The 12,789-nt window shown below is 44.2% G+C and carries 12 protein-coding genes; 6 read left to right on the forward strand and 6 right to left on the reverse strand.

Annotation, left to right across the window (positions count from 1 at the left end):
• Positions 1-3 precede the first annotated feature (3 nt).
• The 4 genes from ABDK00_RS11920 (at position 4) to ABDK00_RS11935 (ending at position 3,371) form a co-directional block, all read left to right on the forward strand.
• A complete protein-coding gene (locus ABDK00_RS11920; RefSeq protein ID WP_346237172.1) occupies positions 4-975 on the forward strand; it encodes a glucosaminidase domain-containing protein in 972 nt (323 codons plus the stop codon).
• A gap of 18 nt (positions 976-993) precedes the next feature.
• Positions 994-1,530: a hypoxanthine phosphoribosyltransferase gene (hpt, locus tag ABDK00_RS11925; protein ID WP_346237171.1), complete on the forward strand. Its 537-nt coding sequence runs from the start codon at positions 994-996 to the stop codon at positions 1,528-1,530.
• Between the two features lie 32 nt (positions 1,531-1,562).
• Positions 1,563-2,825, forward strand: a complete 1,263-nt coding sequence (locus ABDK00_RS11930) for a sodium:proton antiporter (protein WP_346237170.1) — start codon at positions 1,563-1,565, stop codon at positions 2,823-2,825.
• Positions 2,826-2,921: 96 nt separating this feature from the next.
• Entirely contained in the window at positions 2,922-3,371 is a 450-nt protein-coding gene (locus tag ABDK00_RS11935) for a cytochrome d ubiquinol oxidase subunit II (RefSeq protein WP_346237169.1), read from the forward strand.
• Positions 3,372-3,408: 37 nt separating this feature from the next.
• On the opposite strand, the gene ABDK00_RS11940 is transcribed toward ABDK00_RS11935, so the two are convergent.
• Together ABDK00_RS11940 and ABDK00_RS11945 are read right to left on the reverse strand one after the other, a co-directional pair.
• On the reverse strand, positions 3,409-5,241 hold the full coding sequence (locus ABDK00_RS11940) for a M56 family metallopeptidase (RefSeq protein ID WP_346237168.1): 1,833 nt from the start codon (positions 5,239-5,241) through the stop codon (positions 3,409-3,411).
• 47 nt (positions 5,242-5,288) lie between these two features.
• Positions 5,289-5,654 (reverse strand): BlaI/MecI/CopY family transcriptional regulator, encoded by a 366-nt coding sequence (locus ABDK00_RS11945; RefSeq protein ID WP_346237167.1) that lies wholly within the window; start codon positions 5,652-5,654, stop codon positions 5,289-5,291.
• Between the two features lie 122 nt (positions 5,655-5,776).
• Between ABDK00_RS11945 and ABDK00_RS11950 the strand changes: the two genes are divergently transcribed.
• Positions 5,777-6,268 (forward strand): TlpA family protein disulfide reductase, encoded by a 492-nt coding sequence (locus ABDK00_RS11950; protein WP_346237166.1) that lies wholly within the window; start codon positions 5,777-5,779, stop codon positions 6,266-6,268.
• A 36-nt stretch (positions 6,269-6,304) separates the two neighbouring features.
• Here ABDK00_RS11950 and ABDK00_RS11955 read toward each other — a convergent pair whose 3' ends face one another.
• From ABDK00_RS11955 to dnaK, 4 genes are all read right to left on the reverse strand, one after another.
• Positions 6,305-7,147: a transglutaminase family protein gene (locus ABDK00_RS11955; RefSeq protein ID WP_346237165.1), complete on the reverse strand. Its 843-nt coding sequence runs from the start codon at positions 7,145-7,147 to the stop codon at positions 6,305-6,307.
• Positions 7,148-7,340: 193 nt separating this feature from the next.
• Positions 7,341-8,060: a hypothetical protein gene (locus ABDK00_RS11960; protein ID WP_346237164.1), complete on the reverse strand. Its 720-nt coding sequence runs from the start codon at positions 8,058-8,060 to the stop codon at positions 7,341-7,343.
• A 96-nt stretch (positions 8,061-8,156) separates the two neighbouring features.
• Positions 8,157-9,581, reverse strand: a complete 1,425-nt coding sequence (locus tag ABDK00_RS11965; RefSeq protein WP_346237163.1) for an MATE family efflux transporter — start codon at positions 9,579-9,581, stop codon at positions 8,157-8,159.
• Positions 9,582-9,810: 229 nt separating this feature from the next.
• Complete coding sequence (gene dnaK / locus ABDK00_RS11970; protein WP_346237162.1) at positions 9,811-11,730, reverse strand: molecular chaperone DnaK; 1,920 nt, start codon at positions 11,728-11,730, stop codon at positions 9,811-9,813.
• 223 nt (positions 11,731-11,953) lie between these two features.
• On the opposite strand from dnaK, the gene ABDK00_RS11975 reads away from it, so the two are divergent.
• On the forward strand, positions 11,954-12,670 hold the full coding sequence (locus ABDK00_RS11975) for a DUF4397 domain-containing protein (protein ID WP_346237161.1): 717 nt from the start codon (positions 11,954-11,956) through the stop codon (positions 12,668-12,670).
• Positions 12,671-12,789: the final 119 nt, after the last annotated feature.

A 12,789-nucleotide genomic window follows, 5' to 3' on the forward strand; every position in this document is an offset into this window, starting at 1 on the left:
AATATGATGAAAAAAATTTTTTGTACGCTGGCCATATGGGGTGCTGCTTTCCTCTGCCAGGCGCAAAACAACGAAATCATTAAAAATTATATCAAAACTTACTGCGGCATTGCCGTTGAAGAAATGCAACGGACAGGGGTTCCCGCGGCGATTAAGCTGGCACAGGGCATTCACGAAACGATGGCCGGGCAGAGCCCGCTGGTTTTAAAATCAAACAATCATTTTGGTATCAAATGTAAAAGTGGATACAGCGGCCCCTACGTATTACATGATGATGACCGGCCCCAGGAACGGTTTATGAAATATGAAAATGCCGAACAATCTTACCGCGACCACTCTGATTTTTTAAAAAACCGCTCTCGCTATGCGGCTTTATTCGAACTTGATGCCACTGATTATAAAGGATGGGCTTACGGTTTAAAAAAAGCCGGATACGCTACCAACCCCCGCTATCCGCAGCTGATCATCAATTTTATTGAAAAATATGATTTGGAAGCCTATACGCTAATGGGTTTGGGCCAACTGGCATTTAATGAAGATGTCAATCATTATTTTGGAAAAAAAACCAATACAGCGCCGCTTGTTGCTGAAACAGCGCCAGCGGTTACCTATCCCGAAGCTGAATTTAATATCAACAAAGCGCGGGTTTTATATGTAAAAGCGGGAACCTCCTTACAGGAAATTGCCACCCGGTTCAATATTCCTCTAAGCAGGCTGTTCGCCGTTAATGACTTTATGGAACCGCTCGAAACGGTTAAACAGGGAACTTTGGTTTTTCTCCAGTTAAAAAGAACGGTTTCGGAAAAAGCTTACCACGAAGTGGAGGCCGGTGAAAATATTTACGACATTGCACAAAAAGAGGGTGTCCGGCTGGAATCGATTTTACAGTACAATCAACTCACCAGGTTCGACTCGCCCGCAATTGGCAGCAAGATAAAATTGCACGACGGCAACAGTTCGCTGGTTAAAAATTAATCGCTTTTAATACATGGTATGAATACGATTAAGGTTCATGATAAAATTTTTCAGCCCTACCTCAGCGAGGAGCAGCTTCAAAGCCGCATTCGCGAACTTGCTGAACACATCAACAGCGATTTCGCGGGCCAGAAGGTTTATTTTATAGCGATCCTCAACGGGTCTTTTATGTTCGCGGCCGACATCTTCAAATTTTTGACCATTGACAGTGAGGTTTGTTTTATCAAACTCGCCTCATACAAAGGGCTCAACTCGACCGGAAGTGTTACCACCGCGATTGGCCTCGACATCGACCTTCACGGCAAAAACGTGGTGTTACTCGAAGACATTATCGACACCGGCAAAACGCTTCATTATTTTTTACCGCAGTTGCAACATCAGCAACCGGCCGCATTGAAAGTAGTGACGCTGCTTCACAAATCAGAAATGACGCAGTATGAAGTTCCGATCGATTATACAGGATTTGTAATTCCCGATAAATTTGTGGTAGGCTATGGTTTAGACTACGATGGCCTGGGAAGAAATTACCGGGAGATCTATCAATTAGCAGATTAAAGGCCGGCAACCCTTTTTAAAAATCAACACCAATGACTGTTTACAGCTACCTGATCATTCTTATTTGCCTGTCGGCAACTTTTGCCTATATCAATCAGCGATGGATCAAACTGCCATTCGTGATCGGATTGTTTTTGCTTTCCACTATCCTCTCCATCGGCATCCTCGGCCTGCATATTTGGCTTGACCTGCCGGTAGAAAGATATCGGGAACTGATTGAAAAAGCCCATATTGAAAATATTATCATTGATGTTCTGCTGGGCTTTCTACTTTTTGCAGGCGCGCTTCACACCGATTGGACAAAGCTTAAAAAGGAGATCAGGTCGATATCGGTTTTTGCGCTGCTCGGCGTTTTATGTTCAACAGTTATCATTGCCACTTTATTTTTTTATACGGCGCCATTAGTGGGCATCAACATTGGCTTTATGTATTGCCTGCTTTTCGGCGCGTTGATTTCCCCCACCGACCCTATCGCGGTGTTGGGCATTCTGTCCAAAGCCAACGTGCCGAAAAAAACGGAACTGACTATTGTCGGCGAAAGCCTTTTTAACGATGGCGTTGGTGTGGTGCTGTTTATTGCGCTTTTAGAGCTTGTGAGATCGGGCAGTACGAGTTTCGATTTTTCTGCTTTTGGCCTGCTTTTTATTCAGGAAGCCGTAGGCGGCATTGCGGTCGGGCTGATTTTCGGATACGCACTGTATGTGCTGCTAAAAACAATCGATCACTATGAAACAGAAGTGTTGCTAACACTGGCTTTTGTGATGGCGGGGTATGCGCTTTTCAATTATGTACATATTTCTGGCGCGCTGGCCATGGTGGTTATGGGACTGATGGTAGGTAATTTTAGAAAAGGTATTTCCATGAGCGACACTACTCAGGAATACGTTCATAAATTTTGGGAACTGGTGGATGTGGTGCTCAATGCGGTGCTTTTTATGCTGATCGCTTTTGTGATATTGCTGGTCGAGTTCAAGCCCGCCTATATTGTATTGGGCGTTATCACCATTTTTATTGTTCTGTTCAGCCGTTTCCTTGTCGTATTCATTCCGCAAAAACTGTTGGGCCGTTTTTTGAATATGGATAAAAAAGCCGCGAAAATCATCTGGTGGGGCGGATTGAGAGGCGGCCTCTCACTGGCGCTGGTATTGTCGCTGCCTTCATCAGAAACAAAAGACATGCTGCTGGTGGTCACTTACCTGGTGGTTGTTTTTAGCATATTGGTTCAGGGACTGAGCATTGGCAATGTGGCACAAAAAGTGATGAAAGGATCGGGAGATTCCAAAAGATCCGTATAGCATTTTTTGCGGGCGACCATCAAAAAATAAAAAAGTAAACAGATGAAACGTTCATTATAAGTTCCATGCGACCTATCAAACCATAAAAATTTACGAATGAAAAGAAATTACCTGCTCCTGATTTTCATTTTCGCTTTTTTAGCGCTGCTTTCGGGCAACTTAACGGCCGGTATCTCTCTGGTAGGAAATCTCGGGATTAGTTTCTTTTACAAACAATTTTCATTTTTCACGAGCTGGTGGCAATCGGCGCTTTTCTTTTTCGCTGCGATGATGCTTATTTTTCTTGTTCTTTATTTTGTTGACAAAGCGCTCAAAGGCCTGAACAGGAAAATTGCGCTGATCGGTTTTTTTATCCTTTTTCTTGCAGGACTGTATTTCACATTCCGGGATTTCAGAACCGATATCACACACCGTTGGCTTGGAGCACGTTTTCACGCCGGCATTTATTTATATTGGATCGGTTGGGGCGTTACCAGTTTATTTTTTGCACTGACCGAGAAAAAGAAGCCCTTCAATAATTTAGAACAGAGCCCGGATCTATCTTAAAAATAGACCGGGCCCTGGAGTTGATCAAGTGTATATACTATTTGGTTGTCATGATGAGCGCACCGCTACTGGCTTTCTCACCGTAAAATTTTTTAGCCTGATCCCCTTTTAAAATATCAATAGATTTAAGATCTTCTCCTTTAATCGCCTTCGCTTCTTTATAAGAAATGGGAGCGCCGTCCAACACATAGTAAGTATCGGCGCTGCCATTGGCCAATAGCTTTTTAGGAGAAGCGCGATAGCCTTGTACTACCACCTCTTTCGTGCTGCCCTGAGCTTTTGGCTCGCTTGCAGCTGCATTTTTAGTAACGGTAATGTGGTCAACTTCGCCTTTCAAGGCACCTGCACTTCCATTTTTGGCGTTAACAAATGTGAAAGAGGAATTGAAGTTTTTATTCATTATTACGGTATCGGCAATCATTCTTGAACCATTAGCTTCGAAAACCACTTTGTCATTTTCAGCGCGGAATGTTGAAATTTCATTTTTTAATTTTTTTGACGTGATAATGATAACGCCATTTTTGGCATCGCTACCATAAATACTTTCTGCTGATTGATCTTTCAGCACAGTAATGCTTTCGATATCATCGGGGTTTATCTCCTTCATCCCCGCGGCGCTTACTGGTTTACCATCCAAAACATACAGCGGTGTTTCACCTGGTTTTAGGCCTCGCAGCTGAAAGCCCTCCCGAGCCTTGCTATTTGTGGTAATTTCAACGACACCATTTTTACCTTTATCTCCGTAATGACTGCTGGCGGAGGCATCTTTTAAAACTGATACGCTTTCAATATCGTCCATAGTATTAATGTCAAAATCCTTATCCTGCTCTTCCCCGTCTACAATGATTAAAGGCCTTTCATCTTGTTTGCTGGTGATAATAACAGGCTTCAACTTTATCTCGGGAACGGTATCCGGCTGCCAAAATACCCGTCCAGCTTGGTGAATAGAAGCTGGTTGCGCATCTTGCACCGCTGTATTCTCAACGTTTGGAAGCTGTGTTTTTATCACTTCTTTTCTGAACGACAGCAAAAGCACGGCTACGACGGGTAATAAAAACAAAAACTTGATAAGGTGAATTTTGGCGCTCTTTAAGGTGTTCATCATAGCTATTCTTTTTTTAAGGGATGAAAAATTAAAGTGGTTGGTGAACGCAAACTGGCGGTTACCCATCACTTTTAATAATAAATATTGATACGCTTTTTTATCTAAACCATTTTGCAATACCTGCCCATCCGCAATAAACTCGAGGTTTTGTTTTACCGCATGGCGGATAAGCCATACAAATGGATTGAACCAGTTCAATATGCACAACGCTTCGCACCAAATGATATCAACAGTATGCTTTTGTTTCACATGAACAAATTCGTGCCTGATAATTTCTTCGAGATCCTCGCCACTATGCATTTCGGTATTAATAAAAATAGCGTTGCCAAAAGAAAAAGGCGTTACAGGCTCATTCAACTGGTAAATTTTCATTTCGTCGCCTGAAATTAATTCGGCCTTCGATTTCATTTTTTTAAACGCATGAAAGCGGATCAGGAAACGCACCATCAGCACCAAAGAGCCCAGCAAAAGCAACGCTATAAACCAATCCCAATAAGATAGCGTTTCCAAAAAATGTTGTTGCCGGGCCGGAGCAAAACCGATCACGGGTATCCATTCCATCATCGCATTGCCTTGTAAAGCGCGGCTTTGGAGGGAAGGCATGATATCGATCAACGGGATGATAAAACTCAGCGCGGTATAGCCCAGCAGGTACCAGCGGTTCCAGTTGTAAAAAGTGAGCCGCCTTAAAAACAGTTGATAAAACAGGTAAACAATAGCGAGGCAGATACTTAGCTTTAATAAATAATCAATTAGGGCAGGCATGTTTGCGCGTTAAAGATTTATAAATTTGTAATGCATTTTAAGAGGATCTATTTTTTTCTTTTACCTCCTTCAATCATGTCCACAATTTCCTTGAGTTCGTCCGCGGAGAGTTTCTTTTGATCGATAAAAAAATTAACCAGCTCTTTATAAGAGTTGCTGAAATAATCTTTTACGACCCCGCCCATAAATTTCTTTTTGTATTCATTTTCTGTAACGATGGGTTTATAGACATACGTGTTGCCAAAAAGGCGTCCGGTAATAAAACCTTTTTTTTCCAGGTTCTTGATCGTCGAGGCAATGGTCGTGTAAGGCGCAGGATTGGATATGTGCTCCATATACGCCTTTACATGGCCTTCACCAACTTTCCAAATGGCAATCATCAATTGCTCCTCCTGCGGTGTGAGTTTTATCATTTATTACGATTTATATGCTAAGTTACGAAAGTATCGTAATAATCAAAAAATTTCTCCTTTCTTTTTATGAACTAAAAACCATTCTATATGTTACCTTTATTTAAATCTGAAAAAATAGATCGATGAAGTATGTTGTTGCCTTTTTTATGCTGTTGATTTTCAATACCTCTGCTTCTGCACAGGATAAACCCATGTATCTTCAACAGCGTACGCCGCCGCCATCGGTTCTGTTGCTTACCGACAGTACCACAAAATGGCACCTTAAGGCTAAGCTCGAAAAAGACAAACCGCTCTTTATTATGTTCTTCAGTCCTGAATGCGATCATTGCCAACACGAAACCGAAGCGCTTATTAAAAATATTCAAAAATTTAAAGGCATTCAAATTGTAATGGCCACTACCATGCCTTTTGGCGCTATGAAAGCTTTTGCAGCGCAATACAAACTGGCGCGTTATGGCATCACCGTCGGCAAAGATATCGCTTACACCATGCCAGCTTATTATGAGATGAAAAACCTCCCTTATCTGGCTTTTTATGATAAAAATAAAAAGCTGATTTCTACTTTTGAAGGCAGCATGGGCATTCCTTCTATTTTAAAAGTATTTGGCCGCTAAGTTTGCAGGTTTCGTAAAAGCCGATAGTACAACCGCTCAGGCGTAACTTACCAAACCCATTTTCGGTATCTGCCGGTCGAAGGCTTTCTCGTCAAGTGGTGCGCACATTACTTCCACCCCGATAGACGCTGCATCGCCGTAGATATTAGCGAAAGAAGTATCAGCAGCGTCGTAGCCGTGGGCAATTTTCACGAGCCCGTTTAATGGCACCAACCTGGTCGGGTCGAAGAGCATCCATTTACCATCGATATATGCTTCAAAGCAGGCATGAAAATCGGGCGGATAGAGCCGGCTGGCATAGGTGGCAAAATATCTTGCAGGAATGGAAAGCGCCCGGCACAACACAATACCGAGATGAGCGAAGTCGCGGCAAACACCTTCCCGCTGTGTAAGCGTTTCAAGAGCAGAAGTATTGGCATTGGTGCTACCGCTTACGTAATGCACTTTTTTGTGAATCCAGTTGCAGATAGCGGCTACTTTTTCAAAAGTGGTATTTTTATTTTTGAATTCGCTTTCTGCAAATTTATACATACGGTCTGCCTGGCAATAGCGGCTCGGAAACAGGTAAGCGGCTGCCTCATTATCAATATCATTGATCGATTCGAGCACCGCGTTGCTAAATTTAACCGGCCTCAGGTTTACTTCCACGGTTGCTGTATAGCTTATTTCAAAATATCCCGGGTCGGCAACCCGCACGCGGAGTATTCTCGCGTTGTGCGCCGGCCGGTCGAAAGATTCGGGAATTACATTCGCCGCGCTTGTCAAAAGCTGCTCCTCCAAAACCTTTTGCGTTTTTGTGTGCGCCGCTTGTATATTGAAAAAAAAAGTCGTGTCGCTCTTAATTTGATAAGAAAGGATACTGGAGATTTTAAATTTCATCCGTATGTTTTTATGGTTTTGTTGGTCGAACGGAATTTATCAGATCTTTATTTTTCATTCCCCTGCGTGATAAAAATGAAAATTTTATAAGGGACGCTTTATCTTTCACTTTTATTTTATAACGGGGCACCCGGTCAACAGAGACTTAGCAAAAGGTTTAGAAGTTTAGAGATTTAGAGTGCTGGTTGACCGATCAGGTGGTTTTAAACGCCTTTTCCATCCATCCGTCCGGCACGTCTTCAAGCGCTTCGTGCAATTTTTTTGCCCACTCATCTGAAACAGGCTTCAGCTCTTCATGCTCGTACCTGTTTTCTATAATCTTAAAAGTATCCTTTTCGTAAATCACCACATCAATCGGAAACTCAACATCGTTGGAGCTAACACGGGTGGAATCGAAAGACAGGAAACCCGCCTTCAAAGCTTGTTTGATACTGGTATTTTCATCAAGCACGCGGTTCAAAATTGCTTTGCCCTGCCCGCTGTTTCCGATAATCGCATATTGAGAGCCCATCGCCATCTCAATCCAGTTGCCTTCGCTATACAAAAGAAATAGTTTGTGCTCTTTGTCATCTTTCAACTGGCCGCCCACAATCGCGTTGAGGTTAAATTTATACCCCGAAGCTGCCAGCTCGGCTTCATCTTCTTTAGCCACTCTTTTGATCTGTTCGCCAAAGGCGTTTACCGCTTCGTACAATTTGTTATAAGGAATACCATCGGAAACAAGTTCCCTGAAATAAGTAATGGCTTTATCTCTCACGGACCGCAAGCCGCTGGTCATAATAAAAAGCGAATTTTTCCCGTCTTCATGAACGGACACCTTTTTCCGTGTTGTAACATTAGTGCCGGCAGAGATACGCGTATCAGAAATGCCCACCAGTCCGTTTTTTAGTTTTATTCCTAAGCAATAAGTCATAATTTTTACCTCATCATTTTAAGCTACGAATATATCTGTAAATCTAAAATTTTCCAGCTCGCCGGCAAAGTAAACGCAAAGCCTTTGCCTGCATGCTTATACTTTTTGCATTTTCCATCTTCCTTTTTTAAAAAGAATAAACGATACGATGGTGATCGCCGTTTCAGCAACGGGAATGGCCACGAAAACTCCTGTCGCGCCCATCTCGAAATAGTTTGCCAACAAATAAGCGATTGGAATTTGAAAGAGCCAGAAGCCGGCAAAATTGATCTTCGTCGGCGTCCAGGTGTCGCCCGATCCGTTAAACGCATTAATCATCACCATGCCGACACCATAAAAAACAAAACCCGCCGCCATGATGTACATGGCCGTTTTCGCTACGTGTTGCACATTTTGCACTTCGCTGAAAAAGCTTACCAGCCAATCGCCTGCCAGAAAAAAAATGACAGAAACGGATAGCATAAAAATAACATTGTACTTAACGGTTTTCATCACGCTCTGTTCCGCACGCTGCGGTGCATTTGCGCCGAGGTTTTGTCCTACTAAAGTAGAAGCCGCGCCGCTGAGCCCCCAGGCCGGCAACATAAAAAACATCATCAGCCTCAAGGCCGTTTGATAGCCGGCGCTTCCATCCTCACCGCCGGTAACTGCTACGAGACGCGCCAAAACTATCCAACTACAGGATGCAATCACAAATTGAAAGATGCCCGGCGTTGCAATTTTTATGAGCGCCTTCATAACCCCCGTATCAACATTGAAATGCCGCGCCGCTAACCTGATCAACCCTTTGCCCCAAAACAGATGGTATGATTGATACAGCACGCCAATAGACCTGCCCGTAGCCGTGGCTACAGCGGCGCCGGTAAGCCCCATCGCAGGAACAGGGCCCAGGCCATTAATAAAAACGGGGCAGAGAACAACGTTGCAAATATTGGCGACCCAAAGACTTTTCATAGCAATGGCGGCATTGCCGGCGCCTCTGAAAATCCCGTTGATGAGAAACAGCAGCATAATAGCAATGCTGCTCCCCATCATTATTTGAGTAAACAATTGGCCATGCGCTGCGGCCTGCGGCGTTGCCCCCATCGCCATCAATATGTCTTCTGCATAAACGACACCGGCTACACTCAAAACAGTGTTAACCACAAATGCAATAATCAATATCTGCGCTGCACTATGCGCCGCACCTTCTTTATTCTTTTCACCGATCCGGCGGGCGACGAAAGCGGTGGCCGCCATACTCATGCCAATGGCAACGGAGTAAATCACAGTCAGGACGGACTCGGTCAGGCCGACTGTCTGAATGGCAATGCTGCTTTCTTCCAGATGCCCCACGAAGTAAAGATCAACCAGCGCAAAAACTGACTCCATCATCATTTCGAGCATCATGGGAATGGCCAGCATCATCACTGCCTTGCGAATACTTACCGTGGTATAATCGATGTCTTTGCCCTGAAGCGCTTCTTTCAACAGGCGGACGGCTGACGCTAATTTGCCGGCCGGCTTATATATTGTTGTCATAAAAACGGAATAAAAAATGAAAGTAAAACATGGCTTCCGTAGCATTTTGAAGCCAAAAAATTGCGGAGCAAAAATCGGTCGGTACTAAAAGTGGCGTACAACGATACCGGAAAAAATGACTTTCATTGTTGGGGCTTTTGTGAGGCAAAGATAACAGAACGCCATTAAAAAAGCTGCCCCGATCTTTCGAGGCAGCTTCCTATAATTTGAAAGCATGACGCTTTAGCTATTATTTTACTTCTTCGTAAGGCACATCGGTTACGTCTTCCGCACCCGCATTTCCGCCGGGTTGAGCGTTTTCAGCGCCATTGCCTTGCTCACCGCCCGGCGCTCCTTCTGCTCCTGCCTGGCCAGATTTATAAATATCTTCGCTGGCGGCCGTCCAGGCGTTGTTCAATTCTGCCATAGCGCTGTCGATAGCGGCTCCATCCTGCTGCTTATGCGCTTCTTTCAACTTTTCTGCAGCGCTTTCGATGGTCGCTTTTTTATCGGCAGGAATTTTATCGCCATATTCTTTCAGTTGCTTTTCCGTTTGGAAGATCAGGCTGTCGGCCTGGTTCAGCTTTTCTATCTTTTCCTTTTCTGCTTTATCAGTAGCTTCATTCGCTTTGGCTTCGGCTTTCATCTTTTCCACTTCTTCCTTACTCAAACCGCTGCCGGCTTCAATATGAATTTTTTGTTCTTTACCCGTACCCTTATCTTTCGCCGTTACGTGCATGATACCATTTGCATCAATATCGAACATTACTTCAATTTGGGGAACGCCGCGGGGAGCCGGAGGAATACCGTCGAGGTTAAACATACCCAGGCTCTTATTATCTTTTGCCATGGAACGTTCACCCTGCACCACGTGAATCTGTACGCCCGGCTGGTTGTCGCTGGCGGTAGAGAACACTTCCGATTTTTTGGTCGGGATGGTAGTGTTGGAAGGAATCAAAGTAGTCATCACGCCGCCCATGGTTTCGATTCCCAGAGAAAGCGGAGTCACATCAAGCAACAACACGTCTTTTACTTCACCAGTCAACACGGCGCCCTGGATAGCTGCACCAATAGCTACCACTTCATCAGGGTTAACTCCTTTATTTGGCTTTTTACCAAAGAACTTTTCTACGATTTCCTGAACTTTAGGAATACGGGTGCTACCGCCCACTAAAATCACTTCTTCAATCTCACTTGCGTTCATGCCCGCATCTTTCAAAGCGGCCTCGCAAGGCTTCAAACAACGCGCAAAAAGATCGTCAGCCAGCTGCTCAAATTTTGCACGGCTTAATTTTTTTACCAGGTGTTTGGGCACCCCGTCTACCGCTGTAATATAAGGCAGGTTAATTTCTGTTTCTGAAGAACTGGAAAGCTCTATTTTGGCTTTTTCAGCTGCTTCTTTCAAACGCTGCAATGCCATAGGATCTTTCCGCAAGTCGATCGCTTCGTCTGCTTTAAATTCATCCGCCAACCAATCCATGATCACTTTATCAAAATCATCACCACCCAGGTGTGTATCGCCGTTGGTTGATTTTACCTCAAAAACGCCATCACCCAATTCCAAAACAGAAATATCGAAAGTACCGCCACCCAGGTCAAACACGGCAATTTTATGGTCTTTGCCGCCCTTATCGAGGCCGTAGGCCAGCGCTGCTGCCGTAGGTTCGTTCACGATACGGCGAACATTCAAACCTGCGATTTCCCCGGCCTCTTTGGTGGCCTGACGCTGCGCGTCGTTAAAATAAGCAGGAACGGTGATCACGGCTTCGTTCACTTCCTGGCCCAGGTAATCTTCTGCTGTTTTCTTCATTTTCTGAAGAACCATGGCTGAAATTTCCTGAGGCGTATAAAGCCTGCCATCTATATCAATACGCACTGTATTATTGTCGCCTTTGGCTACTTTGTAGCTCCAATGGCTAATTTCTTCTGACACCTCGTCAAACCTGCGGCCCATAAAGCGCTTCACAGACATGATGGTGTTTTGAGGATTTGTGATCGCCTGCCTTTTGGCCGGATCACCGACTTTGCGTTCTCCATTTTTAAGGAAAGCCACTACTGAAGGCGTGGTTCGACGTCCTTCATCGTTGGCGATTACCACAGGCTCATTACCTTCCATTACTGATACACAGCTGTTGGTAGTACCCAGGTCAATACCAATAATTTTACCCATAATATTTATAATTTTTCGTTGTTTTTTGTAAACGCCGCATTTTGCGACATATACCTTTTTTCAATGATTGTGCCGAACCAAAAAATATGCAAAAATGTCAGTTTAGGAAAAATTTATGTTTTTTTTCCGGGCCTGTTGCGTTTGCCTTGTGGCTTACGTATTCGTATTTAGAAATCAGCTGATACAGATTTTTAATGCAATCCCCTTTAAAACATATTTCAAAATGAACGCAATTAAATTTTTTAATCTTATTTTCTCTAAAAACCTGCTCACTTTAAGCCTTTTAGCAGTAGTGCTCGCTAGCTGCTCCAAATCCGACGACTATCAAAATTTACCTGACGCCGCAGCGGTGGCGATCATTCACGCCTCGGCCGGCACGCCTGCTTTGGATGTGGCGCTGGATAATAACCGTCTTGGCGTTAATTATTTCGATTATACTGACCGGATTGAATATTTCCGGGCCTACACCGGAAATCGCATGTTGAAAGTTTACAACGCCGGCGCTTCGACCGCGAACCCGATATTTTCAAAATCGCTCAACTTCGATGTAAACAAATATTACTCGGTTTTCCTGGTGGACACTGCTTCTAAAATGGATGCAGTGCTGATCAGAGACAGTACCCGTTCGGCAGGCGCAGATTCTGTACGCATACGATTTGCTAACATGAGCCCCGATGCGGCTGGCCTGAGCCTTTATGTAGGAGACAACACAACGCCCATTGCATCAAATATTCCGTATAAAACTGCAGGCAATTTCTTCAGTTATAAAGCCGAAACAGGAGTAGTATTTAAAGTAAAAAATGCCGCCGGTACCTTACTGGCTACTTATGAGCCCGTAAACCTACGTTGGGGTAATATTTACACCATTTGGTGTGGCGGTTATGTTGGCGGAAGCGACGCAGCCGGGACGCGAATAAAACTTGACGCATTTGCGCATTAAATATTTTGACCCGTACCTTTATGAAACCTTAATCAGCCCTTGCCTGCACACTGCAGGCAGGCTGATTTTTTGAATTGTAGGCTGTGGTAAGGCACGAGACGATGAGCAGGCGGAAGATA

This window comes from Niabella insulisoli, assembly GCF_039652435.2.
In the GTDB taxonomy this organism is placed as follows: domain Bacteria; phylum Bacteroidota; class Bacteroidia; order Chitinophagales; family Chitinophagaceae; genus Niabella; species Niabella insulamsoli.